Source organism: Curtobacterium uvaldense (genome assembly GCF_028307415.1).
In the GTDB taxonomy this organism is placed as follows: domain Bacteria; phylum Actinomycetota; class Actinomycetes; order Actinomycetales; family Microbacteriaceae; genus Curtobacterium.
On sequence record NZ_JAQMHU010000020.1, the window covers coordinates 35,201 to 62,174 of the forward strand.

Annotated in this window: 22 protein-coding genes; 21 read left to right on the forward strand and 1 reads right to left on the reverse strand. The window is 69.6% G+C overall.

Features of this window, described 5'->3' with window-relative positions; all coding sequences use genetic code 11:
- Position 1: 1 nt before the first annotated feature.
- The gene (locus PIJ49_RS12150) at positions 2-3,883 is read left to right on the forward strand and encodes a DNA-directed RNA polymerase subunit beta' (protein WP_066657075.1); all 3,882 of its coding nucleotides are present in this window, start codon (positions 2-4) and stop codon (positions 3,881-3,883) included.
- Positions 3,884-4,029: 146 nt separating this feature from the next.
- On the opposite strand, the gene PIJ49_RS12155 is transcribed toward PIJ49_RS12150, so the two are convergent.
- On the reverse strand, positions 4,030-4,395 hold the full coding sequence (locus tag PIJ49_RS12155) for a VOC family protein (RefSeq protein ID WP_058728464.1): 366 nt from the start codon (positions 4,393-4,395) through the stop codon (positions 4,030-4,032).
- A 369-nt stretch (positions 4,396-4,764) separates the two neighbouring features.
- Between PIJ49_RS12155 and PIJ49_RS12160 the strand changes: the two genes are divergently transcribed.
- The 20 genes from PIJ49_RS12160 to PIJ49_RS12255 all read left to right on the forward strand — a co-directional run bounded on the left by PIJ49_RS12160 (position 4,765) and on the right by PIJ49_RS12255 (position 26,800).
- Positions 4,765-6,435: a GspE/PulE family protein gene (locus PIJ49_RS12160; protein ID WP_209684897.1), complete on the forward strand. Its 1,671-nt coding sequence runs from the start codon at positions 4,765-4,767 to the stop codon at positions 6,433-6,435.
- Positions 6,436-6,454: 19 nt separating this feature from the next.
- Complete coding sequence (locus PIJ49_RS12165) at positions 6,455-8,128, forward strand: type IV pilus twitching motility protein PilT (protein ID WP_271826697.1); 1,674 nt, start codon at positions 6,455-6,457, stop codon at positions 8,126-8,128.
- A complete protein-coding gene (locus PIJ49_RS12170) occupies positions 8,128-9,351 on the forward strand; it encodes a type II secretion system F family protein (protein WP_271826698.1) in 1,224 nt (407 codons plus the stop codon). The genes PIJ49_RS12165 and PIJ49_RS12170 overlap by 1 nt, the downstream gene beginning before the upstream one ends.
- A gap of 192 nt (positions 9,352-9,543) precedes the next feature.
- Positions 9,544-9,978, forward strand: a complete 435-nt coding sequence (locus tag PIJ49_RS16960; protein ID WP_334212828.1) for a type IV pilin protein — start codon at positions 9,544-9,546, stop codon at positions 9,976-9,978.
- 75 nt (positions 9,979-10,053) lie between these two features.
- Positions 10,054-11,514, forward strand: a complete 1,461-nt coding sequence (locus PIJ49_RS12180) for a hypothetical protein (RefSeq protein ID WP_144411395.1) — start codon at positions 10,054-10,056, stop codon at positions 11,512-11,514.
- Positions 11,511-12,215 carry a PulJ/GspJ family protein gene (locus PIJ49_RS12185; protein ID WP_144411394.1) on the forward strand — a complete coding sequence of 235 codons (705 nt, stop codon included), beginning with the start codon at positions 11,511-11,513 and terminating at the stop codon, positions 12,213-12,215. The genes PIJ49_RS12180 and PIJ49_RS12185 overlap by 4 nt, the downstream gene beginning before the upstream one ends.
- Positions 12,216-12,265: 50 nt before the next feature.
- Positions 12,266-14,086 carry a hypothetical protein gene (locus PIJ49_RS12190; RefSeq protein ID WP_271826699.1) on the forward strand — a complete coding sequence of 607 codons (1,821 nt, stop codon included), beginning with the start codon at positions 12,266-12,268 and terminating at the stop codon, positions 14,084-14,086.
- Complete coding sequence (locus tag PIJ49_RS12195) at positions 14,083-14,913, forward strand: prepilin peptidase (RefSeq protein ID WP_271826700.1); 831 nt, start codon at positions 14,083-14,085, stop codon at positions 14,911-14,913. The genes PIJ49_RS12190 and PIJ49_RS12195 overlap by 4 nt, the downstream gene beginning before the upstream one ends.
- Positions 14,914-14,933: 20 nt before the next feature.
- Complete coding sequence (gene pilM, locus PIJ49_RS12200) at positions 14,934-15,986, forward strand: type IV pilus assembly protein PilM (RefSeq protein WP_066657057.1); 1,053 nt, start codon at positions 14,934-14,936, stop codon at positions 15,984-15,986.
- Entirely contained in the window at positions 15,983-16,699 is a 717-nt protein-coding gene (locus PIJ49_RS12205) for a hypothetical protein (RefSeq protein ID WP_271826701.1), read from the forward strand. The genes pilM and PIJ49_RS12205 overlap by 4 nt, the downstream gene beginning before the upstream one ends.
- Positions 16,696-17,391: a hypothetical protein gene (locus PIJ49_RS12210; RefSeq protein ID WP_271826702.1), complete on the forward strand. Its 696-nt coding sequence runs from the start codon at positions 16,696-16,698 to the stop codon at positions 17,389-17,391. The genes PIJ49_RS12205 and PIJ49_RS12210 overlap by 4 nt, the downstream gene beginning before the upstream one ends.
- A 173-nt stretch (positions 17,392-17,564) precedes the next feature.
- On the forward strand, positions 17,565-18,230 hold the full coding sequence (locus tag PIJ49_RS12215) for a CBU_0592 family membrane protein (protein ID WP_271826703.1): 666 nt from the start codon (positions 17,565-17,567) through the stop codon (positions 18,228-18,230).
- A 52-nt stretch (positions 18,231-18,282) separates the two neighbouring features.
- Positions 18,283-18,741, forward strand: coding sequence for a DUF6121 family protein (locus tag PIJ49_RS12220; RefSeq protein ID WP_271826704.1), 459 nt, complete (start codon positions 18,283-18,285; stop codon positions 18,739-18,741).
- A gap of 185 nt (positions 18,742-18,926) precedes the next feature.
- Complete coding sequence (locus tag PIJ49_RS12225) at positions 18,927-20,060, forward strand: hypothetical protein (RefSeq protein WP_271826705.1); 1,134 nt, start codon at positions 18,927-18,929, stop codon at positions 20,058-20,060.
- A gap of 336 nt (positions 20,061-20,396) precedes the next feature.
- Positions 20,397-20,765, forward strand: coding sequence for a 30S ribosomal protein S12 (rpsL, locus tag PIJ49_RS12230; RefSeq protein WP_058728453.1), 369 nt, complete (start codon positions 20,397-20,399; stop codon positions 20,763-20,765).
- A 5-nt stretch (positions 20,766-20,770) separates the two neighbouring features.
- Positions 20,771-21,241: a 30S ribosomal protein S7 gene (gene rpsG, locus PIJ49_RS12235; protein ID WP_058742332.1), complete on the forward strand. Its 471-nt coding sequence runs from the start codon at positions 20,771-20,773 to the stop codon at positions 21,239-21,241.
- Between the two features lie 102 nt (positions 21,242-21,343).
- Positions 21,344-23,458, forward strand: coding sequence for an elongation factor G (gene fusA, locus PIJ49_RS12240; RefSeq protein WP_066657042.1), 2,115 nt, complete (start codon positions 21,344-21,346; stop codon positions 23,456-23,458).
- Between the two features lie 136 nt (positions 23,459-23,594).
- Complete coding sequence (tuf, locus tag PIJ49_RS12245; protein ID WP_058728450.1) at positions 23,595-24,782, forward strand: elongation factor Tu; 1,188 nt, start codon at positions 23,595-23,597, stop codon at positions 24,780-24,782.
- Between the two features lie 143 nt (positions 24,783-24,925).
- Entirely contained in the window at positions 24,926-25,903 is a 978-nt protein-coding gene (locus PIJ49_RS12250) for a DNA topoisomerase IB (RefSeq protein ID WP_271826706.1), read from the forward strand.
- A gap of 36 nt (positions 25,904-25,939) precedes the next feature.
- On the forward strand, positions 25,940-26,800 hold the full coding sequence (locus PIJ49_RS12255) for a DarT ssDNA thymidine ADP-ribosyltransferase family protein (protein ID WP_209684903.1): 861 nt from the start codon (positions 25,940-25,942) through the stop codon (positions 26,798-26,800).
- Positions 26,801-26,974 lie beyond the last annotated feature (174 nt).

The window sequence follows — 26,974 nt, forward strand, 5'->3', positions numbered from 1 at the left end:
ATTGCTCGAAGCAACGTCATTTGACGCCATCCGGATCGGCCTCGCGACCGCCGAGGACATCCGTCAGTGGTCGTACGGCGAGGTCAAGAAGCCGGAGACCATCAACTACCGCACCCTGAAGCCCGAGAAGGACGGTCTGTTCGGCGAGCAGATCTTCGGTCCGTCCCGCGACTGGGAGTGCGCCTGCGGCAAGTACAAGCGTGTCCGCTTCAAGGGCATCGTCTGCGAGCGCTGCGGCGTCGAGGTCACCAAGTCCTCGGTCCGTCGTGAGCGCATGGGCCACATCGAGCTCGCCGCCCCCGTCACGCACATCTGGTACTTCAAGGGCGTCCCGTCGCGCCTCGGGTACCTCCTCGACATGGCGCCGAAGGACCTCGAGAAGGTCATCTACTTCGCGGCGTACATGATCATCGACATCGATGAAGAGGGCCGTCACGCCGACATGCCCGGTCTCGAGAACGAGATGCGCCTCGAGATCAAGAACCTCGAGGGTCAGCGCGACTCGATCATCGCCGACCGCCTCAAGAAGCTCGAGGACGACCTCGCAGCGCTCGAGGAAGAGGGCGCCAAGGCCGACGTGAAGCGCCGGACCAAGGACACCGCCGAGAAGGAGATGTCCCAGGTCCGCAAGTCCTTCGACGAGGACATCACCCGCCTCGAGCGCGTGTGGGAGGACTTCCGCAACCTCAAGGTCGGCGACCTCAAGCCCGAGGACGCCGTGTTCCACGAGCTGCAGGACCGCTTCGGGATCTACTTCGACGCCTACATGGGCGCCGAGGCGATCAAGCTGCGGCTCGAGGCCTTCGACCTGGCCGCCGAGGCCGAGTCGCTGCGCCTGCAGATCGCCGAGGGCAAGGGTCAGAAGAAGATCCGCGCGATCAAGCGCCTGCGCGTCGTCAGCTCCTTCCTCGCCACCGGCAACTCGCCGGCCGCGATGGTGCTCGACGTCGTGCCGGTCATCCCGCCGGAGCTGCGCCCGATGGTGCAGCTCGACGGTGGCCGCTTCGCCACGTCGGACCTCAACGACCTCTACCGTCGTGTGATCAACCGCAACAACCGTCTCCGCCGCCTGCTCGACCTCGGTGCCCCCGAGATCATCGTGAACAACGAGAAGCGCATGCTGCAGGAAGCGGTCGACGCGCTGTTCGACAACGGTCGTCGTGGTCGTCCCGTCACGGGTACCGGCAACCGCGCCCTGAAGTCCCTGAGCGACATGCTCAAGGGAAAGCAGGGTCGCTTCCGCCAGAACCTGCTCGGCAAGCGCGTCGACTACTCGGGCCGTTCGGTCATCATCGTCGGCCCGCAGCTCAAGCTGCACCAGTGCGGTCTGCCGAAGCAGATGGCGCTCGAGCTGTTCAAGCCGTTCGTCATCAAGCGCCTGATCGACCTGTCGCACGCGCAGAACATCAAGTCGGCCAAGCGCATGGTCGAGCGTTCGCGTCCGCAGGTGTGGGACGTGCTCGAGGAGATCATCCGCGAGCGCCCCGTCCTGCTGAACCGTGCGCCGACGCTGCACCGTCTGGGCATCCAGGCGTTCGAGCCGCAGCTCGTCGAGGGCAAGGCCATCCAGCTCCACCCGCTCGTGTGTGCTGCGTTCAACGCGGACTTCGACGGTGACCAGATGGCCGTGCACCTGCCGCTGTCGGTCGAGGCCCAGGCCGAGGCCCGCATCCTGATGCTCGCCTCGAACAACATCCTCAAGCCGTCGGACGGCCGTCCGGTGACCCTGCCCGCACAGGACATGATCATCGGTCTGCACCACCTGACGACCGTCCGTGAGGGCGCGCTCGGCGAGGGCCGTGCGTTCTCGTCGGTCGCCGAGGCGATCCTGGCCAAGGACCAGAACACACTGCACCTCAACGCGATGGTGAAGATCCGCATGTCGGGTGTCCACTTCGCCGAGGGCGAGGCGCCGGAGGGCTACGAGGTCGGTCAGCCGATCCTCCTCGAGACCACCCTGGGCCGTGCGCTCTTCAACGAGACGCTGCCGGCGGACTACCCGTTCGTCCAGCGCGTCACCGACAAGGGCACCCTCTCCGCGATCGTCAACGACCTCGCCGAGCGCTACTCCAAGACCGAGACGGCCGCTGCGCTGGACCGGATCAAGGACGCGGGCTTCTACTGGGGCACGCGCTCCGGTGTGACCGTGGCGCTGTCGGACGTCGTGACGCCTCCTCGCAAGAAGGAGATCATCGCGGGCTACGAGGTCCAGGCCGCCAAGGTCCAGGGCGAGTTCGACAAGGGTCTGATCACCGACGCGGAGCGCCGCGCCGACCTGATCAAGATCTGGACCGAGGCCACGAACGAGATCGCGCAGGAGATGCGCGACAACTTCCCGGTCGACAACACCATCAACCGCATGGTCTCGTCGGGTGCTCGTGGTAACTGGCTGCAGGTGCGCAACATCGCCGGTATGCGTGGTCTGGTGAACAACCCGAAGGGTGAGATCATCGCCCGCCCGATCATCAACTCGTACCGCGAGGGCCTGACCGTGGCGGAGTACTTCATCGCCACGCACGGTGCCCGCAAGGGTCTGGCGGACACGGCTCTCCGTACCGCCGACTCGGGCTACCTGACCCGTCGTCTCGTCGACGTGTCGCAGGACGTCATCATCCGTGAGGACGACTGCGGGACGACCCGTGGCCTCGAGCTGCCGATCGCGACCGTGGGTGCCGACGGCGCCCTCGTCCGCGACCCGCGCGTCGAGAACACCGTCTACTCGCGCACGCTGGCCACCGAGGCAGCGGACGCGAAGGGCACGGTCGTCGCCGAGGCCGGTTCGGACGTCGGTGACGTCCTGCTGGACACGCTGCTCGAGGCGGGTGTCGAGAGCATCAAGGTGCGCTCGGTCCTGACCTGCGAGTCGGCCGTCGGTGTCTGCGCGAAGTGCTACGGCCGTTCGCTCGCCACGGGCAACCTCGTCGACATCGGCGAGGCGGTCGGCATCATCGCCGCCCAGTCCATCGGTGAGCCCGGTACCCAGCTGACGATGCGTACCTTCCACACGGGTGGTTCGGCCTCGGCCGACGACATCACGCAGGGTCTGCCCCGCGTGACCGAGCTCTTCGAGGCCCGCACCCCGAAGGGCGCGTCCCCGATCGCCGAGGCCCCCGGCCGCGTCACGATCGAGGACACGGACAAGGGTCGTCGGATCATCCTCACGCCGGACAACGGCGACGAGCCGTTCATCTACCCGGTGCTCAAGCGTGCGACCCTCCTCATCGAGGACGGCCAGCACGTCGAGCTCGGCGAGCAGTTCATCGCCGGCACGGTGGACCCGAAGGAGGTCCTCCGGGTCAAGGGTGTGCGCGAGGTCCAGAAGCACCTCGTCAACGGTGTGCAGGACGTGTACGGCTCGCAGGGCGTGCCGATCCACGACAAGCACATCGAGGTCATCGTCCGCCAGATGCTCCGCAAGGTCACCGTCGTCGACCACGGCGACACCGACCTGCTGCCGGGCGAGCTCGTCGACCGGTCGCGCTACAACGCGCTGAACCGTGCGGCGCTGCAGGAGGGTCGCAAGACCGCCTCGGCTCGCCAGGAGGTCATGGGCATCACGAAGGCGTCCCTCGCGACCGAGTCGTGGCTGTCCGCCGCGTCCTTCCAGGAGACCACCCGCGTCCTCACGCAGGCGGCCATGGAGGGCAAGCAGGACCACCTCGTCGGTCTCAAGGAGAACGTCATCATCGGTAAGCTCATCCCCGCCGGGACGGGCCTCAGCCGGTACCGTGACGTGGACGTCGCCGCGACCGAGGAAGCCAAGGCGGAGCGGTACCCCAACCGCATCTTCGCCGACGACTCCTCGTTCTCGGACGCCGACCTGAGCTTCGTCGACTTCGACAGCTTCTCGTCGGACGACTTCACGCCCGGGACCTACAACTGAGCCTGAGCTGAACCCGGAAGGCCCCCGCATCCTCGGATGCGGGGGCCTTCCTCGTTGCCGGCGCGTGGCCGGTCAGCGGCGTGCTGCCGGCCTGGAGGCTCGTGACGGGCCCGCCACGCGCCTCCAGGCCGGCGCGCGGTCGCGTCTCAGGCCGTGCGGCCCTTCTCGTCGACCAGCGAGTACAGGCTGAGGACGTTGCCGTCGGGGTCGCGGACGTCGAACCAGTCGACGGCACCGTCGACGCACTCGACCGGGCCGACGTCGATGCCGAGCGACCCGATGCGGGCGTGCTGGGACCGGACGTCGTCGACACCGAACCGGACGGTCGCCGGACGCCGTTCGGCGTCCGCGTCGAGGTACAGCTGCAGCCAGATGCCGCCGATCTCGTACTCGACGACGCCGTCCTCGGGCTCCAGGTCGGGGTCCGCACGCTGGAACACGGCGCCGTACCAGAGGCAGGACGCCTCGATGTCGGAGACGGGGAGGCCCACGGTCACGCTCGTGATGTCCATGGCTCATCATGGCCCGGGGCGGCGCCGCACGTCGAGGACTTCGTCGTGGGGCGGTGCGGGCGGCGGCCGCGCGTGGACCCCGTCGCGTCCGTTCCTGCACAGCCCGGGGTCTCGACCGAGTGCTCCACCGATCGCCGGACCGCCCACCCCGCGAGCACGCTCGCGACGGAGCATCGACCCGTGTCGATCATCGTCCGGACCACCCAGTACCGGCGGGTACCCCTGCACTGGGGACACCCGCCACCCCGTCGCCCCCTCGTTGTGGGACTGCGGTCGCCGCGCACCGCGGCAATAGCGTGGACGGGCGCCGCACCGCTGCGGGACGCATCCCCACGACCCGGTCTCGACCCGAAGGAGGCTCCGGGACACATGGCCACGCTCTCCGAGATCCTCATCCTCAACGGCGCACTGCCGATCGAACACCTCGACTCGATGACGGGGGACGAAGCGATCGACGAGCGCTCGATCCGCACCCTGGTCGACCAGGGCGTGGTGAGCGAGGCGCAGTACATCACCGCGCGTGCGGCCTCGAACAACGCGCACACCGTCCCGCTGACCGACTACCCGGTCGACGGCACGGCGGTGTCGATGCTGCCCGCGGCGCTCTGCCGTCGGCACGGTGTGCTCGGTGTCGGGTTCGAGGGCGAGACGCTCGTGCTGGCGATGGTGAACCCCTCGAACGTGCTCGCGATCGACGACGCCCGCACCGCCTCCGGTCGCTCGATCAAGCCGCTGCAGGTCGACGAGCGCGACCTGGTGAGCGCCCTCGACCGGTACCTGCGCGCCGACGACGAGCTCAACGACCTGACCTCGTCGTTCGAGGACCAGTCGGCCGCCCCGACCCAGCAGCAGGTGGACCTGACCGACGGCGCGCTCGACGACGTGCCGATCGTCCGCTTCGTGAACCTGCTCGTGTCGCAGGCCATCCAGGACCACGCGTCCGACATCCACATCGAGCCGGGCGAGCACGAGGTCCGGGTGCGCTACCGCATCGACGGCGTGCTGCACGAGATGGCCCCGGCGCCGAAGAACATCCAGAACGGTGTCATCAGCCGGCTCAAGATCATGAGCGACATCGACATCGCCGAGCGTCGGAAGCCGCAGGACGGCCGCATGTCGGTGCGCCACGGCGGTCGGCAGATCGACCTGCGTGTGGCGACGCTGCCGACCGTGTGGGGCGAGAAGGTCGTCATGCGGATCCTCGACAACACGAACACGTCGCTGACGCTCAAGGACCTCAACCTGCTCGAGCAGAACTTCCAGGCGTACCAGCGGTCCTACTCGAAGCCGTACGGCATGATCCTGGTCACCGGGCCCACCGGTTCGGGCAAGTCGACCACGCTGTACACGACGCTGAACGCCGTCGCGAAGCCCGAGATCAACGTCATCACGGTCGAGGACCCGGTCGAGTACCGGATGGCCGGCATCAACCAGGTGCAGGTGAACCCGAAGGCCGGGCTGACGTTCGCGTCCGCGCTGCGCTCGATCCTGCGCTCCGACCCCGACGTGGTGCTCCTCGGTGAGATCCGCGACCACGAGACGGCGCAGATCGCGATCGAGGCCTCGCTCACCGGTCACCTGGTGCTCTCGACGCTGCACACCAACGACGCACCGTCGGCCGTCACCCGTCTGACCGAGATGGACATCGAGCCCTTCCTGGTCGGCTCCGCACTCGACTCGGTGGTCGCCCAGCGTCTGGCCCGCCGGCTCTGCGACCGGTGCAAGGCCCCGGCGGTCTACGAGGCCGAGCAGCTGCACGCGCTCGGGTTCCTCGACCGTGCGGACGCGGCCGTGCCGGAGTTCTACGCACCGATCGGCTGCGCCGTCTGCTCGAACACCGGCTACCGCGGCCGGATCGCCCTGCACGAGGTCATGACCGTCACCGAGGAGATCGAGCGGCTCGCCGTCGCGCGGGCCTCGAGCGCCGAGATCAGCCGCGTCGCCCAGCAGCAGGGCATGCTCACCCTCCGACAGGACGGGTGGGAGAAGGTCAAGCTCGGCATGACCAGCGTCGACGAGATCCTGCGCGTGGTCGCGTAGTCCCGGGAGCACGAGGACGATGAACGAATCGGTGTACGACATCGAGGCCGGCGACGACCCCGTCGCCGGATGGCACCCCGGACAGCCGGGCAACGAGGTCGGCGGTCGTCGGGCTGCGCGGCTCGCTGCCGCTGCTGCGGCCGCTGCGGCGTCGGCACCCTCGGCGTCGTCGAGCGACCGCTCGCCCGTGCCGACGTCGAGCAGTGCCGTGTACGACCTGTCGACCGAGCCCGCGTGGGGCGCAACGGCGGCGTGGGGCGGCTCGTCCGCGGCTGCGACCTCCAGCGGATCCTCGTGGCCGCCGCCCGCCGGCGACCCCGTCGCCGTCCCGGTCGCGCAGCCGCAGGCCGCGCCGGCCACGCCCCCGGCGGCCGTCCCCGCGTCGACGGCCGCGTACGGCTACGCCGAGACGGTGACCGAGCACCTGCCGGTGGCGCCCGCGGTACCGACCACGAGCCTCCAGGCCGTCACCACCACGACGCAGGGCCGCGCCGTCGACGCCGGCTCGCACCCCGAGATCGGCTTCACGCGCCACGCGCGCGAGGTCGCCGACGCCGACCTCATCACGGCGCTCTCGCAGGTCGTGTACCAGGGCGCCTCGGACCTCCACGTCACCGCCGACGCCCCGCCCACCGTGCGGGTCGACGGCTCCCTGCGGCCCGCGGTCCCCGGGGGACCCTGGGCACGCAACAAGGTGATCGCCGCACTGAAGACCCTGTTGAGCCCCGAGCAGGCCGGGCAGTTCGACCACGAGCAGGAACTCGACTTCGCGTACTCCCTGTCGCCGGAGTTCCGCTTCCGCGTGAACTACTACCAGCAGCGCGGCAACTGGGGCGCGGCCTTCCGCATCATCCCGACGAAGATCAAGACGCTCAAGCAGCTCGGCATCCCGGAGCACGTGGGGGAGTTCGCGAAGCTGCCCCGCGGCCTCGTGCTCGTCACCGGGCCGACCGGTTCCGGCAAGTCGACGACCCTCGCCGCGCTCATCGACCTGGTCAACGAGACCCGGGCCGACCACATCGTGACGGTCGAGGACCCGATCGAGTTCATGCACGACCACAAGAAGGCGATCATCAACCAGCGCGAGGTCGGGGCGGACACGCACTCGTTCGCCGCCGCGCTGAAGCACGTGCTGCGGCAGGACCCCGACGTCATCCTGATCGGTGAGCTCCGCGACCTCGAGACCATCTCCGTCGCGCTCACCGCGGCCGAGACCGGCCACCTCGTCTTCGCGACGCTCCACACGCAGAGCGCTCCGGGCACCATCGACCGCGTCATCGACGTGTTCCCGCCGCACCAGCAGGGGCAGATCCGAACGCAGCTCGCGGCGACACTCGAGGGTGTCGTCTGCCAGACGCTCGTGCCGAAGGCGAACGGCACCGGCCGGGTCGTCGCCACCGAGATCATGCGGACGACGCCGGCGATCGCGAACCTGGTGCGCGAGGGCAAGACGTACCAGATCACCTCGGCGATGCAGGCCGGCCGAGACGCCGGGATGCACACGATGGACCAGGACCTGGCCGAGCTGGTCAACGTCGGCACCGTCACCCGGGCTGCGGCGATGGAGAAGGTGCACGACGAGGACGGCTTCGACCGGCTCGTCCAGCGCGTCGAGTCGCCCTCCGACTCGTCCGCCGCCGCGATCGCCGCATCCGAGATCGACTTCGGCGACAAGTACTCCGGAGGCCACTGATGTCGCTCGCGTTCGACTACCGGGGCCGCGACGGCGCCGGCAAGCTCGTCAAGGGTCGGCTCGACGCCGCGTCGGAGGGCGCGGTCGTCCAGCGCCTGCGCGGCATGGGCGTCTCGCCGATCGCCATCACCGAGGCGAAGCCCGGCACCGGGCTGCAGACCGAGATCAAGATCCCGGGGCTCGAGAAGGGCGTCGGGCTCAAGGACCTCGCGATCATGTCGCGCCAGGCCTCGACGATGCTCTCGTCCGGGCTCTCGCTCCTGCGTGCGCTGACGATCCTGGCGGGCCAGACCGAGAACAAGAAGCTCAAGGAGATCCTCGGCAAGGTGCGTGACGACGTCGAGCGCGGCGTCTCGTTCTCGGACGCCGTCGCGAAGTACCCGGTCGACTTCCCGCCGATCATGATCAACATGATCCGCGCGGGGGAGACCGGCGGATTCCTCGACCAGGCGATGGACTCGATCGCGACGAACTTCGAGAAGGAGCACAAGCTCCGGTCGACGATCAAGTCGGCCATGACCTACCCGGTCGTGGTGCTCGTGATGTCGCTGCTGGCAGTCGTCGTCATGCTCGTCTTCATCGTGCCGATCTTCCAGGACATGTTCGCGTCGCTCGGTGGGCAGCTGCCGTTGCCGACCCGGATCCTCGTGCAGCTCTCGCACGCGATGCGCTGGGCCGGACCGATCCTGGCGGTACTCGTCGTCGTCGGGTGGCTCTGGTACCGGGGGAACAAGAACACGGACCGCTTCCGGGCGTTCCGGGACCCGATCCTGCTGCGGATGCCGGTCTTCGGGCAGCTGACGAAGAAGATCGTCATCGCCCGGTTCGCCCGGAACTTCTCGAACATGATCGGGGCCGGCGTCCCCATCCTGCAGGCATTGAAGATCGTCGGAGAAGTATCCGACAACTTCGTCGTGCAGAAAGCGCTCGACCGGGTCGCGGAAAGCGTCCGGAAAGGCGAATCGATCGCCGAGCCACTGGCAAAGGAGAACGTCTTCCCGCCGATGGTCGCGCAGATGATCGCGGTCGGCGAGGACGCCGGTTCGCTCGAGGTCATGCTGGAGAAGATCGCAATCTTCTACGATTCCGAGGTGGAATCGACCACGGAATCCCTGACGTCGCTCATCGAGCCGTTGCTCATCGCATTCCTCGGCGTCGTGGTCGGCGGCATGATCGTCGCGCTCTACCTGCCGATCTTCCAGATCTCCTCGCTCGTCAAGTAACTCGACGGCGCACGCCCTCCGTTCGGGGGCCGGTCAGGAATTTCGCACCCCCGGTACTGGGGGCATTTCGCAGCACGGATCACCCCCGTTCTCGGGATTATGCCCGGAAAGTGCCGTCAATACGCTTGCCAGCGGCGGCGGAGCAGTCTGCGGCACAACCCCCATCGCATTCCCGAGAAGAACGGAACCATCATGTACTTCGCTCTCATGGGCAAGCTCGACGCTCGCCGCAAGGGCCTCCTCGAGGACAAGGAGAAGGGCTTCACGCTCATCGAACTCCTGGTCGTCGTGATCATCATCGGCATCCTCGCCGCGATCGCCATCCCGGTGTACCTGAATGTGCAGAACAACGCGAAGGACGCGTCGGTGAAGTCCGACCTGGCGAACGCGAAGACCGCGGTCATCGCGTTCCAGACGGACAAGAACGGGAAGCTCCCGACGGACGCCGAGTTCAAGGACGTCCCGACCATGTCTCCGTACGGGTACACGAAGAGCGATGGGACCAAGTTCGTTTACACGCCCGCCGCTACCGGCACGTCGTTCTCGATCTGCGCGAGTGGCGACACGAAGACCTCCTTCACCATCACCGACACTACGGCGGCCACCAAGGCCGGCAACTGCGTGTAGTACGGCCCCGATGGGGTGACCGGTCTGTAGACGGGTCACCCCATCATCGTTCCGACCACCGCCGAGGAGGTGACCGTGATCCGCACCCTGCAGCGCGTCCTGCGCCCGGTCGACCCGACGACCCGTGAGGCGGGCCTCTCGGTCATCGAGGTCATGGTCGCCATGATGGTCTTCGCCGTGATGAGCGTCGGGATCGCCTACGGCATCGCGAACACCCTCCAGCTCACCCAGACGAGCCGTGGCCGCGAGACCGCGGTGGCGCTCGCCTCGCAGGACATCGACTCGATGCGGCAGACGGCCGCCGCGACGACCGCCGGCATCTTCAAGGTCATCAGCAAGGACGGGGCGGTCAACACGAAGACCCTCGGCGGCGTGACCTACCAGATCGACCGGTCGGTGCGGTGGGTGCAGAGCGACGGTGCGAGCGGCGCGTGCGGCACCTCGAACGGCAAGCTCGCCTACAAGAGCGTCGTCGCGACGGTGTCCTGGCCGAACGCCCGCGGCGGTACGTCCTCCACGTCGATGACCTCGGCGATCGCCCCGAGCGACGCCGTCACGGACCCGGGCTACGGCACCGTGATCGTCTCGGTCGCGAACGCGTCCGGTGCGCCGTTCGCCGGCGTGACCGTCTCGTTGACGCCGATCTCGGGCAGCGGCGCCGTCGCACCGAGCACCTCCCCGCTGCCGACCGACTCCCAGGGCTGCTCGTACGCGGTCAACGTGGCGCCGGGTGACTACACCGTCACCGCCAGCGTCGCGGGCGGCATCGACACCGACCAGAAGCAGCCCTCCCAGCAGACCCCGATCACCGTTGCCGCCGGCGCGAGCGCCCCCGTCCCGTTCGTCTACGACCGCGCGAGCCGACTGACGCTCGGGTACGCGCAGTCCTACGGGGCGACGCTCCCCACGAACATGCCCACCGTGCTCTCGAGCACCGGCGGCGGGCTCGACACGGTGACGCCCTGGGACACGACGAGCACGACGCTCGCGATCACCTCGACCTCGACGCCCTCGCTCCCGGTCTTCCCCTTCACCTCCGGGTACACGGCCTACGCCGGCCCCTACTCGAACAGCCCGAACGCCAGGGTCAACTGCCTCAGCCCGAGCCCCGCCGCGTGGACCACGCCCAACGCGGACGGAGCGGTCGGAGCCACCCTCGACGTGATCACGACGAGCGCGGGTGAGCCCTCGAGCGGTTCCGTGCGCATGGGTGTCGCGACGGTCAAGGGCGTCAAGGGGCGCTACGTCACCGCGGTCTCCTCCGCGAACCCCGGTCCGGGCGATCCGGGCTGCGCAGCGGGCATGACGATGAAGTTCCCGGTGTCGTCCGCGGACACCGCCACCATCGCCCTGCCCTTCGGCACGTGGACCATCTCGTCCGGCACGACGTTCGGGTCGACGTCGCGCAACGAGATCGCCACGAACGCCTCCAACGTCGCGCCGGTCACGCCCGGGACGGTCAACAGGAAGACCGCGCTCATCGTCATCAGCTACGACAACACGCTCACCCTCGACCCGCGCGGGCAGACCTCGTGATGCGGGTGCTCCGTCGCTTCCGGCACGAGGACGACGGCGTCGGGCTCATGGAACTCATCGTCGCGATGAGCATCTCGATGGTGATCCTCGTCGCGGTCGGGGGCTTCTTCACCGCGACGCTGCGTGCCGGGTCGACGAACACCCGGTCCGACCAGAACGCGCGATCGGCGTCGGTCGTGATGAACTCGCTCACCCGCTACGTGCACGCGGCGAGCCTGCTGCCGAAGGCGGACGGCACCTACGCGTCCGCGGTGACCCAGGCCGACGGTTCGAGGATGACGTTCACCGCCTTCGTGAACCTCGACGGCAACGCCACCGACGTCCCGGTGCAGGTGCGGTACTCGCTCAACGGGGCGAAGGGCATCGTGCTCGACCGGTGGACGGGCACCACGACGAAGGGCTTCACGACCTTCCCCGCACCGACGCAGCCGCCCACCACCTCGACCGTCCTCGGCGGAGCGGTGTCCTCCCCGACCGGGGACGGCGACCCGCTCTTCACCTACCTCGGTGCGAACGGGACTCCGCTGCCGACCCTCGCCGACGGTTCCCTGGCCACGACGCAGCTCGGAGCGGTCCGCGCCGTCCGCGTGAACCTCGAGCTCGGAGCCCCCACGGCGGACACCCCGGGCAACACCCACATCCAGAACACGCTGTACCTCTTCAACGTGGCGTACGGCACGAACTCCGGAGCGACACCGTGATCGGCCGGATCAGCGCTGCCCTCCGCCGCGCGCACGGGGACGAACGGGGCATGGCCCTGGCGAACGTCGTGATCTTCGGCACGGTCATGCTCATGCTCGTCGCGACGATGGTCGCGGTGTCCACCTCGGGGGCGGTGAAGTCGGCGACGGACCGGAACTTCCAGAACGCCATGGCCGCGGCGTACGCCGGCCTGGCCGACTACCAGTCGAAGCTGTCCAACGACAACGGCTACGCGCTCTACGGCAACGCGGCAGCACAGTTCAGCAAGACGAGCGGGTCGACGTTCACCGGCGACGACAAGAACACCGCCTTCACCAGCAGCGGCTCGCAGTGGGCGTCCGTCGTGGGCTCCACGGACCAGTTCTTCCGGTACGAGGTCGACAACGCCGACTACTCGTCGAAGGGCGTGCTCCGGGTCCGCGTCACGGGGAAGTCCGGCGGGAGCGTCCGGTCGCTCGTGGCGAACCTCAAGGGCGACGGCTTCATCAACTACCTGTACTTCACGAACTACGAGTCGTCGAGTCCGTCGATCTCCGGCAGTGACTGCACGACCGCCTACCAGTGGCAGGGAGGCGTGTCGAACAGGTGCCAGGCCGTCCAGTTCGCCGGGACCGACGTCCTCAACGGCCCGATCCGGACGAACGACGTCTTCACGGCGGCGTGCGCGACGACCTTCAACGGCAGCGTCGAGCAGCACGACACGCGGGTGCGTCCGTCCAGCGGGACCTGCAGCGGCCAGTTCCTCGGTGGTGACCCGTCACCGGTGCCGTACCTGGGGCTTCCGGCGCTGAACTCGAACATGTCCCAGGAGACCCGGACCGACATCCCGGCGACGGTTCCCCGTCCCGGCTGCCTGTACACGGGCCCGACCCGGGTGACCTTCCTCGGAGGCGGCAAGATGACGGTCTGGTCGCCGTGGTCGAAGGCGACGCAGATCCGGGTGGACAGCCAGTCCGGCGAGGTGTCCGCGAGCGCGGACACCGCGAAGGCAGCGTCGCTCTGCGGGTCGATCGACGCCCTGCAGAGCCAGGGCGGCGCGACGATCCCCACGCTGCCCGCGAACCTCGTGTACGTGCAGGACGTCCCGTCGGCGACGAACAACGTGAACACCTGGTCGGGGACCTTCCCGTCGAAGTACACCAACACCTACTGCACGACGACGGTCACGGTCGGGGCGAACGGCCGGGCGACGACGAAGGCGAACCAGCCGTTCAGCAACGGCATGGGCTACCCGGCCGCAGGGGAGTGGGTGAACGGCCGCAGCGCCGGCCGCAACAACACGACGCAGGCCGGCTCCGCGCCGGACACCTACTCGTGCACCGCCGGCGACGTCTTCGTCAGCGGGCCGTTCGCCGGCGCGATGACGATCGCCTCGTCGGGCACGATCTGGGCGACCGGCAGCGTGACGTACGCCGACCCCACCACCGACATCCTCGGCCTCGTCGGCCAGAACGCGGTCGAGGTGTACAACCCGACCAAGTGCACCTCGTACGCGTCCGACGGCACCGCCTGCAACAACTCGGGGATCGCCCTGCTGAACCGCTCGACCGGGGACGGCATCACCATCAGCGGTGCCATCGCCAGCAACGCCGGGACGTTCTGGAACCAGAACTACGACGTCGGACCGAAGCTCGGCGTGCTCAAGGTCGTCGGCTCCATCGCGCAGAACTGGCGCGGACCGGTCGCGACCACCGGGAACACCGGCTTCTCGAAGAACTACGTGTACGACCAGCGGCTGCTCACCACCGCCCCGCCGAAGTTCCTGCAGCCCGTCTCGACCTCGTACGGCGTGACGACGCAGGTCGAGGTGCAGTCCGCGTACCAGGTCGACGGTGCGTGCGCGAGGACGAGCACGGGAGCCTGCCGGTGAGCGCCGCCTGGGTCCTCGCCGCCCTGGCCGGTGTGCTCGGTCTGGCGATCGGCTCCTTCCTCAACGTCGTCGTGCACCGTGTCCCCGCCGGCATCTCCGTCGTCGCGCCGGCGAGCGCGTGCCCGCGGTGCGACCACCCGATCCGCAGGCGGGACAACGTCCCGGTCCTCTCGTGGATGCTGCTGCGCGCGCGGTGCCGCGACTGCGCCGCTCCCATCTCGGCCCGCTACCCCGCGGTCGAGGGCGCGACCGCGGTCCTGTTCGTGCTCGTCGCCCTCGTCGTCCCCCAGCCGCTCGGCGCCACCACCGTCGGCGAGGCCCTCGGTCGGACCGTGATGCTCGCCGCTCTCCTGTTCCTGATGGCGGTGAGCGTCGCGCTCTCGCTGATCGACCTCGACACGCACCGGCTGCCGAACGCCGTCGTCTACCCGGCTGCCGTCGTGCTGCTGGTGCTCCTCGGCGCGGTGTCCGCGGTGTCCGGGGACTGGGGCGCCCTGCTGCGCGGTCTCCTCGGCGCCGTCGTGCTCGGTGGTGCGTACCTGGTCCTGGCGCTCGCGGTCCCCGGGGGGATGGGGCTCGGCGACGTCAAGCTCGCCGTGGTCCTCGGCCTCGTGCTCGCGTACCTCGGATGGGGACCCCTCGCAGTGGGAGCTTTCGGCGGCTTCCTCGTCGGCGGTACGGTCGCGATCGCACTCGTCGCCGTCGGTCGCGCACGGATGGGCAGCGGAGTCCCCTTCGGGCCGTCGATGCTCGTCGGCGCCTGGATCGGCATCGTCCTCGGCGCACCCCTCTGGTCGGCCTACCTCGGGCTCCTCGGCCTCTCCTGACCCTCAACGAAAGCAGCACCATGGGAAAGAGCATCGTCGGCGTCGACATCGCCGCGTCGTCGATCCGCGCGGTCGAGGTCGGGGACGCCGACCGTGACCGCCCCGTCGTCCTCCGGGTCGCCGAGGTGCCGACACCCGAGGGTGCGGTCAGCCGCGGCGAGGTGCTCGAGCCGAACACGGTTGGGGCCGCGCTGCGGCAGCTCTGGTCGGTCGGCAGGTTCCGGTCGCGCGACGTCGTCCTCGGCATGGGCAACCAGCGGGTCCTCTCGCGTGACCTCACCGTGCCGCACGCTCCGCTCGCGCAGATCCGCGAGAGCCTCCCCTTCCACGTGCAGGACATGCTGCCGGTGCCGGTGGGGGACGCCATCCTCGACTTCTACCCGGTCAGCGAGGGTGTCGACGAGACCGGTCCGGTGATCAAGGGACTCCTGGTCGCGGCGATCAAGGACGCCGTGCTCGCCAACGTGCGCGCCGTGCGGCTCGCGGGTCTCAACCCGGTCGGTGTCGACCTCATCCCGTTCGCCCTCACCCGGGTCCTGAGCCCGACGCAGGCGCAGCACGGCACCATCGCGATCATCCAGGTCGGTGCGGACACCACGAGCGTCGTGCTCGCCACGGACGGTGTGCCGCAGTTCGTGCGGATCATCCCGTCCGGCGGTGACGACATCACCCGGTCGCTCGCCGGTCGACTCGACATCCCCTTCGCCCAGGCCGAGGCGGTGAAGCGGCACTTCGGCATCGGACCGGGGGCCCGCACACCGGACGACGTCCGCGCCGTCGCGGCGGTGTTCGACACGGTGAACGAACTCGTGACGAGCCTCCGCAACACCATCAACTACTACGTCAACACCCGTCCGGACGAGGTCGTCGCCGGGATCGCCCTCGTGGGCGGCGGCGCGCAGCTCATCGGGCTGCGCGAGGCACTCGCCGACACGACACACCTGCCGGTCTCGACGCCCTCCGCCTTCCGCGGTGCGGGCTTCGGGCGGGCGGTGCGCGAGGAGGACGTCCTCGCGCACGGCGACTCGGTGGCGGTCGCGTACGGACTCGCGGTGGGGAGCAAGGCAGCATGACCAGCACAGAGGAACGCACGGACGCGACGCAGGGTCGTCGGGGTCGGGCAGGCCGTCGAGCGGCTGCGGACTCGACCGCGGGGCGCACGCCCCGCGTCGACCTCCTGCCCGCGGAGGTCTACGTCGAGCGTCGGCAGCGCGCGGTCACGCGTCGCGCCTGGCTCGGTGTCGTGGTGGCGGCAGCCGCCGTCGTGCTCGCGAGCGGCGGGGCGATGGCGCACCAGATGGCAACGGCGGCGGCGCTGACCGCGGCGCAGGGTGAGACCACGACGCTCCTCGCCCAGCAGCAGCGGTACGCGGAACTGCGTGCGGCAGAACGCGACACCGACCTCCTCGATTCCGCCCGCGCCGTCGGCGGGTCGACGGAGGTCGACTGGGACGGCACGCTCGGCGGCATCCGGGACGTCCTGCCGGCAGACCTCGCGATCAGCGGGATGACCATCGCGTCCGCGACCGTGACGGAGCCGTTCGGGCAGCCAGCGGACGCAGGACCCACGCCGAGGGTCGCCACCCTCACGCTGACCGCCCGGTCGACGACGATCCCGTCCGTCCCGGACTGGACCTCGCGCCTGTCCGGGACCACCGGCTACCTGGACTCGTCGATCTCGTCGATCTCGTACGACGAGGACCGCGGCGAGTACACCTCCGTGATCGAGCTCGAGCTCGATGCGCGGGCCTACGACGGCAAGTACGAGAAGGACGCCGACCGATGACGAAGCACCACCTGTCCCTCGTGATCGCGCTCGTGGTCTGCGCGGTCGTCCTGGCCGGGGGCTGGTTCCTCGGTGTGCAGCCGCAACTCGCGGCGGCGTCGTCGAACCAGGCGCAGCAGAGCACCATCGACGCGACGAACGACAAGAACCGTGCGGAGCTCACGCGGCTCGCCGCGGCGTTCGCCGGACTCGACGCCACGAAGGCCGAACTGGCGCAGCTCCGGGCATCGGTGCCGTCGACGACGGACAGCGAGTCCTTCGTCCGGCAGATCGACGCGAACGCCGCCGCGGCCGGCGTCCAGGTCACGAACGTCACCATCGGGGACGCCACCGCCTACGCCCCCGCCACCGAGCCCACGGCGGAGAAGACGGCATCCGCGGCGCCGTCCGCGGCCGCGACCTCGAGCACCGACGAGGACGTGCCCTCGGCGCAGCCGGCGACCGACCCTGCGGTCACCGACGCGAACTTCTCGCTCGTCCCCGTGACGGTGGCGGTGCAGGGGTCGTACGACCAGGCGCTCGCGTTCACGAAGGCGATGCAGTCCGGGTCGCGGCTCTTCCTGGTCTCCGGCATCGCGGCCGCGAGCGAGGAGGAGGACGACGCGCCCCCGATGGAGTCGCAGTCCTGGTCGCTCTCCGGATCGGTCTACGTCTTCACGGACACCTCGTCGACGGCCTCGGCGAACGGCTGACACCCCCTCCGCAGAGCCCCCCGCGAAGTGGGTGCGACGCGCCACGCCGCGCCCACTTCCGCGACACCCGTCGGTGTGCCTACGATGCTCCCGACGCCGCACTCGCGGCTGCTCACACCCCTCTCGGACGGTCGCCTCAGGACGGCCGTTCCTCGTCGTGCCCGGAGTCGCGCGTGTTGGTCGGAATCGTGGAGTTCCTCGGCTGGTTCGGAGCCGTAACCGTTCTCGCAGGTTACCTGCTGTTCTCACTGGGCAAGATCCCGAACGGGCCGCTCTACCAGTCCCTCAACCTGGTCGGCGGCCTCTCCGTCGCCGTCAACGTCGCTGCGCACCACGCGATCCCGTCGACGATCGTGAACGGCATCTGGGCGGTCATCGCGGTGGTCGTCCTGGTCAGGATGGGCCGCGCACGTCGGGCCGCCCGGAACCAGGCTTCGGCCCTGCCGAGCGCGTCGGCCCTGCCGACGGCGCCGGTCCTGCACAGCGAGCCGCCGACGACGACGGCGGTCCTGCCGGTCGTCGGGCCGGCCCTGCGCGACCACGAGGCGGAGCCGGGGGAGCGCGACCGCGGCGAGTCGCGCCTCCAGGACGGCACCATGACGGCCCCCGTCGCTCCCATGACGGAGTCCGTCCCCGTCATCACGGCGACGATCGCGCTCGCGCTCGTCGCGGCCGCGCAGCACCAGGCGACCCAGGGCGGCCCCGCGCAGCACCACGTGGCTCAGGACGACTCGGCGCAGCACCGGGCGACCCAGGACGACTCCGCGCAGCACCAGGCGACCCAGGGCAGCCCCGCAGCGCAGGGACCCCAGCACGCGCAGGAGCACGCCGCACGGTGACGTGACGGCGCCGCAACCCGCCACCCAGGGTGCCCGGCAGTAGCATCGAGCCATGTCCCGGTGGCTGATCGCGACGATGACGTCGGTCCTCTTCATCGCGCTCGTCATCGCGGTGACGGGCTTCGAAGCCCTGCTCGCCGACGTCGAGGCGATCCCGCAGCCGGACGCGAGTCCCTACCTCGGCCCTGCGATGGTGGTCGCGGCGGCCGCCGTCGTGTTCCTCGCCACCGCCGCGGGCATCCGCGAGGGCAACCCGGGCGTCACCGGGCTCGTCGCCGCTGCCGGTACGTACCTCGTCATGCTCGGCACGGGTGCGGTCGGGTACTCGATGACGCGGGGCGACGGTACCGAGCTCCTCGTGTTCCCGGCGGGGTCCGCGTTGAGCCCGTTCGTCGTGGGGTCCGTCGTCGTGGCGCTGCTCTGCGTCGTCGGCGGCGTCTCCGCCGCCCGCTACCAGGCCCGGCAGCGTCCGGCGGGCGCGACCCCCGGCGTGGAGGGCGACCGCCGCTAGGAGTCACCCGCGCGCTCGGCGCCCCCCCCGGCCGTCGCGCGCCGTGCATGCGTGTGCGCCCCCCCCCCGACCCCGCCCCGACTCCGACTCCGACCCGCGCTCCACAGCGCCGGCCACAGCCCCGGTCCCGCGGCGCCGGTCGGCGGTAGGATCCGGGGGCACGCAACAGGCACGACGGGGGACGCATGACCGACCATGAGCCGGACGGGTGGGCACGTGTCCCGCACGTCGACACGATCCGCGGGACGCATGAAGCACCGGTCCCGGCGGCCGCCCCGGTTGCACGACGGCCTCGTCGCCGGATGCGCCGCGGCGCACTGGTCGGGATCATCGCCGGCGGTGCCGCCGTGGTGCTGCTGCTCGCGACGGGGGTCGTCGGGTACGCGCTCCAGTCCTCCTCGCACTCGGCCGACCGGCCGGTGCGGGCCTTCCTCGACGACCTGACCGCCGGTCACGTCGACGACGCGCTGCGTCTGGCGGGTGTGGACCACGACGACGAGGACGTCCTGCTCACCGACGCCGCCTACGCGAAGGCGTCCGACCGGGTCACCGGGTACCGCATCGCGGCGACGCGCACCGACGGCGACACCGCGACCGTGCGTGCCTACCTCCGTCAGGGCGGCCGGGACGTCGCCTCCACCTTCACGCTCGACCGCACGGGGACCGACTGGGGGGTCTTCCCGGTGTGGGAGCTCGAGGCCCCCGACCTCGGCCGGGTGCAGGTCTCGGTGCGCGGCCCCGGCGGGACCCCGGTCGAGGTCGCCGGCCAGCGTGTCCGGACGTCCGACGACGGCATCGCGAACCTGACCGCGCTGCCCGGGACGTACGACGTGACCGTCGACGGCGGGAAGTGGTTCACGGCAGAGCGCGCCTCCGCTCGTGTCCCCGGGTTCAGCGGGACCGGTTCGGTGCCGGTGTCCTTGACGACGGAGCTCACCGACGACGGCAAGCAGGCCGCGCAGCAGGCGGTGGACCGCTGGGTGGACGGCTGCATCGCCTCCACCGACCCGGCCCCGGCGGGCTGCAGCTTCTACGCCTACGGCGAGGACCCGGCGTACACCTACACCAACCAGAAGTGGACGCTCGAGCAGCGCCCGGAGGTCACGGTCGGCGGTTGGCTGTCGCGCGGGTGGACGATCTCGACGACGACGCTCGGCCGCGCCACCTTCACCGCGGACATCTCCGGACCCGACGGCGTCGGCACGGCCACGGCGGGGCCGATGAACGTGAACGCGAGCGGGTACGTGTCGGGCTTCTCCGACGACGGCGCCACCTTCGAGTCCGCCGTCGGGAACGGGTCGTCGGACTCGGGTTCCTGACGCGGACCGGCCCGGACCCGCGGTCGACGGCCGGGAGGCCCGCCCCGCCTCCGCCCCGACCGGTGCGGTCCGGTACGGGGCCGGTCTGGCGCGTCGGCGGGTCGCTCGGAGCGCGACGCGCCCGGATTGATTTCGCCGTGTGACGCGGGTAGTCTCTACCAGGTGTGCGCTCTCGGGCGCGCCCGAAATCCCGGGTCACCCTCGTCGTCCTCGACGAGACCGTACCGGGTCATCCATCCCACGACCTCCCCTCCGCCGTCAGGCGGTGATCAGCGTGGGATGAGGAAGCCGACGGAAGGCGTCGGCCAGAACACGAGCGAAGAACCAGGAGAACAGTTGCCTACCATCCAGCAGCTCGTTCGCAAGGGTCGTACGCCCAAGGTCGTCAAGACCAAGGCGCCGGCACTGAAGGCGAACCCCCAGCAGCGTGGTGTCTGCACCCGCGTCTACACCACCACCCCCAAGAAGCCGAACTCGGCCCTGCGCAAGGTCGCTCGTGTCAAGCTCTCGAACGGCACCGAGGTCACGGCCTACATCCCCGGTGAGGGCCACAACCTGCAGGAGCACTCGATGGTGCTCGTCCGCGGCGGTCGTGTGAAGGACCTCCCCGGTGTGCGCTACAAGATCATCCGCGGTGCCCTGGACACCCAGGCCGTCAAGAACCGTAAGCAGGCCCGCAGCCGCTACGGCGCGAAGAAGGGTTGAGTTAGATGCCTCGTAAGGGTCCCGCCCCGAAGCGTCCCGTCGTCGCCGACCCGGTGTACGGCGCGCCGATCGTCTCGCAGCTCGTCAACAAGATCCTCCTGGACGGCAAGAAGGGCCTCGCCGAGCGCATCGTCTACGATGCACTCGAGGGCGTCACCGCCAAGAACCAGCAGGACGCCGTCGCGACGCTGAAGAAGGCGCTCGACAACGTCCGTCCGACCCTCGAGGTCCGCAGCCGCCGCGTCGGTGGCTCGACCTACCAGGTCCCGGTCGAGGTCAAGCCGCACCGCGCGAACACCCTCGCGCTCCGCTGGCTCACCTCGTACGCCAAGGCCCGTCGCGAGAAGACGATGACCGAGCGTCTCATGAACGAGATCCTCGACGCGTCGAACGGTCTCGGTGCCGCGGTCAAGCGCCGTGAGGACACGCACAAGATGGCCGAGTCGAACAAGGCCTTCGCCCACTACCGCTGGTAAGTCCGGCGCTGGTAGTCCCGGCTCCGGGTGGGTGCCGGCGGTCATGAACCGTCGGCGCCCACCCGGACGCCAACCTCTCCTACAACTCTTCCGGAGGAACCTGTGGCACAGGACGTGCTCACCGACCTGAACAAGGTCCGCAACATCGGCATCATGGCGCACATCGATGCCGGCAAGACCACGACGACCGAGCGCATCCTGTTCTACACGGGCATCACGCACAAGATCGGTGAGGTCCACGACGGCGCCGCGACGATGGACTGGATGGCGCAGGAGCAGGAGCGCGGCATCACGATCACGTCGGCCGCGACGACCTGCTTCTGGGACAACAACCAGATCAACATCATCGACACCCCCGGTCACGTGGACTTCACGGTCGAGGTGGAGCGCTCGCTCCGCGTCCTCGACGGTGCCGTCGCCGTCTTCGACGGCAAGGAGGGCGTCGAGCCCCAGTCCGAGACCGTGTGGCGTCAGGCGGACAAGTACGACGTCCCGCGCATCTGCTTCGTCAACAAGATGGACAAGCTCGGCGCTGACTTCTACTTCACCGTCGACACGATCATCAACCGCCTCGGTGCGGAGCCGCTCGTGCTCCAGCTCCCGATCGGTGCCGAGAACGACTTCGTCGGCGTCATCGACCTCATCGAGATGCACGCCAAGGTCTGGCCCGGCGACGCCAAGGGTGACGTGACCATGGGCGCCCAGTACGAGGTCCAGGAGATCCCGGCGGACCTCCAGGACCGCGCCGAGGAGTACCGCGCGAAGCTGATCGAGCGCGTCGCCGAGACCGACGACGCCCTGCTCGAGAAGTTCTTCGGTGGCGAGGAGCTCACCAAGGACGAGATCAAGGGCGCGATCCGCAAGCTCACGATCGCCTCCGAGGTCTACCCCGTCCTCTGCGGCTCGGCCTTCAAGAACCGCGGCGTCCAGCCGATGCTCGACGCGGTCATCGACTACCTCCCGTCCCCGCTCGACGTGCCGCCGATGATCGGCCACGACGTCAAGGACGAGGAGAAGGAGATCATCCGCAAGCCCGACGCCACCGAGCCGTTCTCGGCCCTGGCGTTCAAGGTCGCGGTGCACCCCTTCTTCGGTCGTCTGACCTACGTCCGCGTGTACTCCGGCTCGATCGAGTCCGGTGCCCAGGTCATCAACTCGACCAAGGGCAAGAAGGAGCGCATCGGCAAGATCTTCCAGATGCACTCCAACAAGGAGAACCCGGTCGACAACGTCACCGCCGGTCACATCTACGCGGTCATCGGCCTCAAGGACACCACCACCGGTGACACCCTGTGCGACCCGTCGGACCAGGTCGTCCTCGAGTCGATGACGTTCCCGGAGCCGGTGATCGAGGTCGCCATCGAGCCGAACACGAAGGCCGACCAGGAGAAGCTCTCCACGGCCATCCAGAAGCTCGCGGAAGAGGACCCGACGTTCCGCGTCGAGCTCAACGCCGAGACCGGTCAGACGACGATCAAGGGCATGGGCGAGCTCCACCTCGACATCCTCGTCGACCGCATGAAGCGCGAGTTCAAGGTCGAGGCGTCCGTCGGCAAGCCGCAGGTGGCCTACCGCGAGACCCTGACCAAGGTCGTCGAGCGCTACGACTACACGCACAAGAAGCAGACCGGTGGTTCCGGCCAGTTCGCGAAGGTGCAGATCGCCCTCGAGCCGATGGAAGTCACGGCCGAGAAGGTCTACGAGTTCGAGAACGCCGTCACCGGTGGTCGCGTCCCGCGTGAGTACATCCCGTCGGTCGACGCCGGTATCCAGGACGCCATGCAGGTCGGCATCCTCGCCGGGTACCCGACCGTCGGCGTGAAGGCCATCCTCAAGGACGGCGCGGCGCACGACGTCGACTCGTCCGAGATGGCGTTCAAGATCGCCGGTTCCATCGCCTACAAGGAGGCCGCCCGCAAGGCCGGCCCGGCCATCCTCGAGCCGATCATGGCCGTCGAGGTGCGTACTCCCGAGGAGTACATGGGCGACGTCATCGGTGACCTGAACTCCCGTCGTGGCCAGATCGCCTCGATGGAGGACGCCTCGGGCGTCAAGGTGGTCCGCGCGAGCGTGCCGCTGTCCGAGATGTTCGGCTACGTCGGGGACCTCCGGTCCAAGACCTCTGGTCGTGCGGTCTACTCGATGACCTTCGAGACCTACAGCCAGGTCCCGGCCAAGGTCGCCGAGGAGATCATCGCGAAGAACAGCGGAGAGTAACGCTCCGGCGTTCTCTCCACAGGCGAGGGTGCCCGGCGACGGGCCCCTCGTCACCAAGTACAGTTAGACACACACCCTGCTCGCCAACGGTCGTCAGACCGGGGGCGTGCTCTCCGAGTCCTGAGGAGGACCCACAGTGGCCAAGGCCAAGTTCGAGCGGACCAAGCCGCACGTCAACATCGGAACCATCGGTCACGTCGACCACGGCAAGACCACGCTCACGGCGGCGATCACCAAGGTTCTGCACGACCAGTACCCGGACCTCAACGAGGCCCGTGACTTCGCTCAGATCGACAGCGCTCCCGAGGAGCGCGACCGCGGCATCACGATCAACATCTCCCACGTCGAGTACCAGACCGACAAGCGCCACTACGCGCACGTCGACGCTCCGGGTCACGCCGACTACGTGAAGAACATGATCACCGGTGCGGCGCAGATGGACGGCGCGATCCTCGTGGTCGCCGCCACCGACGGCCCGATGCCCCAGACGCGTGAGCACGTGCTGCTCGCCCGCCAGGTCGGCGTCCCCTACATCGTCGTCGCGCTGAACAAGTCCGACATGGTGGACGACGAGGAGATCCTGGAGCTCGTCGAGCTCGAGGTCCGTGAGCTCCTCGGCTCGCAGGAGTTCGACGAGGACGCCCCCGTCGTGCAGGTCTCGGCGCTCAAGGCGCTCGAGGGCGACGAGAAGTGGGTCAAGTCCGTCCAGGACCTGATGTCCGCCGTCGACGAGAACGTCCCGGACCCGGTGCGCGCCACCGACCAGCCGTTCCTCATGCCGATCGAGGACGTCTTCACGATCACCGGTCGTGGCACCGTCGTCACCGGTCGTGTCGAGCGTGGCACGCTGGACCTCAACTCCGAGGTCGAGATCGTCGGCATCCGCCCGACGCAGAAGACCACGGTCACGGGCATCGAGATGTTCCGCAAGCTGCTGGACAAGGCTGAGGCGGGCGACAACACCGGTCTCCTCATCCGTGGCCTCAAGCGCGAGGACGTCGAGCGCGGCCAGGTCGTCGTGAAGCCGGGTTCGGTCACGCCGCACACCGAGTTCAAGGCGAACGCGTACATCCTGACCAAGGAAGAGGGCGGTCGTCACAACCCGTTCTACGCGAACTACCGTCCGCAGTTCTACTTCCGCACCACGGACGTCACCGGCGTCATCACGCTGCCCGAGGGCACCGAGATGGTCATGCCCGGCGACACCGTCGCCATGTCGGTCGAGCTGATCCAGCCGATCGCGATGGAGGCCGGCCTCCGCTTCGCCATCCGTGAGGGTGGCCGCACGGTCGGCGCCGGTACGGTCGAGGAGATCGTCAAGTAACTCCCGGTTCTCCGGAAGACACTGCGCCAGCGGGGTCGGGCCTTCGGGTCCGGCCCCGCTTCGTCGTTCCCGGCGGACCTCTGGGCTCCTCCGGGAGCGTTCCCGGTGACGGGTCCCAGGCGCTGACGGGCAACATCGTCGGAGTGACCCGTCTCCGCCGCTCCGCGACCAACGGTCGTGGCTACCACCGTGTCCGCAGCGGCAAGGGCTTCTCGTACCGCGACCCGGACGGGAAGACCGTCACGGACGAGGCCGTCCGGCAGCGCCTCGAGGACCTCGTGATCCCGCCGGCCTGGGACGACGTGTGGATCTCGCCGTACGAGAACGGGCACATCCTCGCGACCGGCAAGGACGGCGTCGGTCGTCGCCAGTACATGTACCACCCCGGTTGGCGCGAGCGGATGGACCGCATCAAGTACGACCGCGCGCTGGCCCTGGCGGAGTCGCTACCGTCCGCGCGACGGATGGTGACGCAGGACCTGCGACGGCCCGAGCCCGACCGCCGGCGTGCCCTCGCCGCGGCCTTCCGGATGCTCGACCAGGGCTCGCTCCGGGTCGGGTCCGAGCGGTACGCCACCGAGCACGGCAGCCGCGGGCTGTCGACGCTGCTCTGTGCGCACGCGCACGTGTCGGGCGACGACATCGAGCTCGACTTCCCGGGCAAGAGCGGCCAGGAGTGGTCCTCGACCATCCACGACCACGACCTCGCGCGGGTCATCGCCGGGATGAAGCGGCGTGGCCCGAACGCCCGCCTGCTGTCGTTCCGCGCCGGACGGGGCGCGGAGTGGGAGCCCCTCGCCGCCGAGGACATCAACGAGTACGTGAAGGAGCGCGCCGGCGACGAGTTCACGGCGAAGGACTTCCGCACCCTGCACGGCACGGTGGCCGCCGCCGTGGACCTCGCGCGCACCGGACCCCAACCCAGCGAGGCGAAGCGCAAGAAGGCCGTCTCGCACGCCGTGAAGGCCGCGAGCGAGGAGCTGGGCAACACGCCGACCGTGTGCCGGCAGAGCTACATCGACCCGCGGCTGCTCGACGCGTACCAGCACGGCGAGACCATCGACCCCGAGCGCCTGCACGCAGCCGAGTCCGAGGTGCGTGCCCTGCTCTACCGACAGTGACGGAAGGGGGCGGATCATGACGTACGGTTGGACACCGTGCCCGACCTCCCCCACCCGGGCACGGAAGGACCCCTCCCAGTCGTGACCGACGAGTGCATCCACGGTTTCCCCACCGAGCTCTGCGACATCTGCTCCCCCCGACAGGCCGAGGTGCCTGCCGTCCCCACCACGCCGACGCCCCGTCGGACCCGCATCACCACCGACCTCCGCTCCACCCCGGCGCCCGCGCGCGGCTCGTCGTCGCTCCGGTCTCCCGCGGCTCCCGAGCTGCCGGAGCCCCGCGTCTTCGCGTCGCTCCGCGCGCACCACGCCACCCACGTCGACAACCTGTCGTCGATCGTCGCCGAGGGTGCGATCCTCGCTGCCGACGCGGCCGCCCCGGTCGTCGACGTCAGCTCGGCCGAGACGCGGGCCGCCCGCGCCGAGGCGAGTGCTCCCGACGGCGGACCCGTCTCCGGGCACGTGCCCTTCACCCTCTCGCCCGACGCCACCCGCTGGGACGAGCTCCGTCACGGTGCCGAGGGCACCCGGTGGTCGGACGCCGCACGCCGCACCCGCGCGACCGAGTACGTCGTGCTCGTCGTGCCGGTGTCCGCGTTCGGCGCGTCGGTGATCGTGGCCGACCAGGACGCCGACGCCGACGACGTGCGGTTCGCCGTCGGTCCCGAGGCCGCGACGAACCTGATCCGCCGGACCGACTTCACCGACCCGGACATGCACGGGCTCGAGCTGCTCGCCGGTCCCCGGGTGCCGTTCTCGTCCGTCGCCGTGATCGGTGTGCCGAACGACCGCGTCCGACAGCAGGTCAAGTCGCTGCTCGCGCAGCACCGGGTCACCGGGCCCCGCGTCGCGGTCTTCCCGCCCTGGTTCGTCCCGCCCGTGCCCGAGGAGTTCTGACCGGGTCGGACGACCTCCCCACCATCGTGGGGGGGGGGGGGGGGGGGGGGGGGGGGGGGGGGGGGGGGGGGGGGGGGGGGGGGGGGGGGGGGGGGGCGGGGGCGGGGGGGGGGGGGGGGGGGGGGGGGGGGGGGGGGGGGGGGGGGGGGGGGGGGGGGGGGGGGGGGGGGGGGG

Excerpts from the sequence above, each read along its gene's own strand:
- PIJ49_RS12210 (WP_271826702.1), top strand. The coding sequence starts at position 16,696 with ATGACGAAGCACCACCTGTCCCTCGTGATCGCGCTCGTGGTCTGCGCG.
- rpsG (WP_058742332.1), top strand. The coding sequence starts at position 20,771 with ATGCCTCGTAAGGGTCCCGCCCCGAAGCGTCCCGTCGTCGCCGACCCG.
- PIJ49_RS12220 (WP_271826704.1), top strand. The coding sequence starts at position 18,283 with ATGTCCCGGTGGCTGATCGCGACGATGACGTCGGTCCTCTTCATCGCG.
- PIJ49_RS12160 (WP_209684897.1), top strand. The coding sequence starts at position 4,765 with ATGGCCACGCTCTCCGAGATCCTCATCCTCAACGGCGCACTGCCGATC.
- PIJ49_RS16960 (WP_334212828.1), top strand. The coding sequence starts at position 9,544 with ATGTACTTCGCTCTCATGGGCAAGCTCGACGCTCGCCGCAAGGGCCTC.
- PIJ49_RS12155 (WP_058728464.1), bottom strand. The coding sequence starts at position 4,395 with ATGGACATCACGAGCGTGACCGTGGGCCTCCCCGTCTCCGACATCGAG.
- pilM (WP_066657057.1), top strand. The coding sequence starts at position 14,934 with ATGGGAAAGAGCATCGTCGGCGTCGACATCGCCGCGTCGTCGATCCGC.
- PIJ49_RS12165 (WP_271826697.1), top strand. The coding sequence starts at position 6,455 with ATGAACGAATCGGTGTACGACATCGAGGCCGGCGACGACCCCGTCGCC.
- PIJ49_RS12205 (WP_271826701.1), top strand. The coding sequence starts at position 15,983 with ATGACCAGCACAGAGGAACGCACGGACGCGACGCAGGGTCGTCGGGGT.
- PIJ49_RS12190 (WP_271826699.1), top strand. The coding sequence starts at position 12,266 with ATGGCCCTGGCGAACGTCGTGATCTTCGGCACGGTCATGCTCATGCTC.
- PIJ49_RS12170 (WP_271826698.1), top strand. The coding sequence starts at position 8,128 with ATGTCGCTCGCGTTCGACTACCGGGGCCGCGACGGCGCCGGCAAGCTC.
- PIJ49_RS12225 (WP_271826705.1), top strand. The coding sequence starts at position 18,927 with ATGACCGACCATGAGCCGGACGGGTGGGCACGTGTCCCGCACGTCGAC.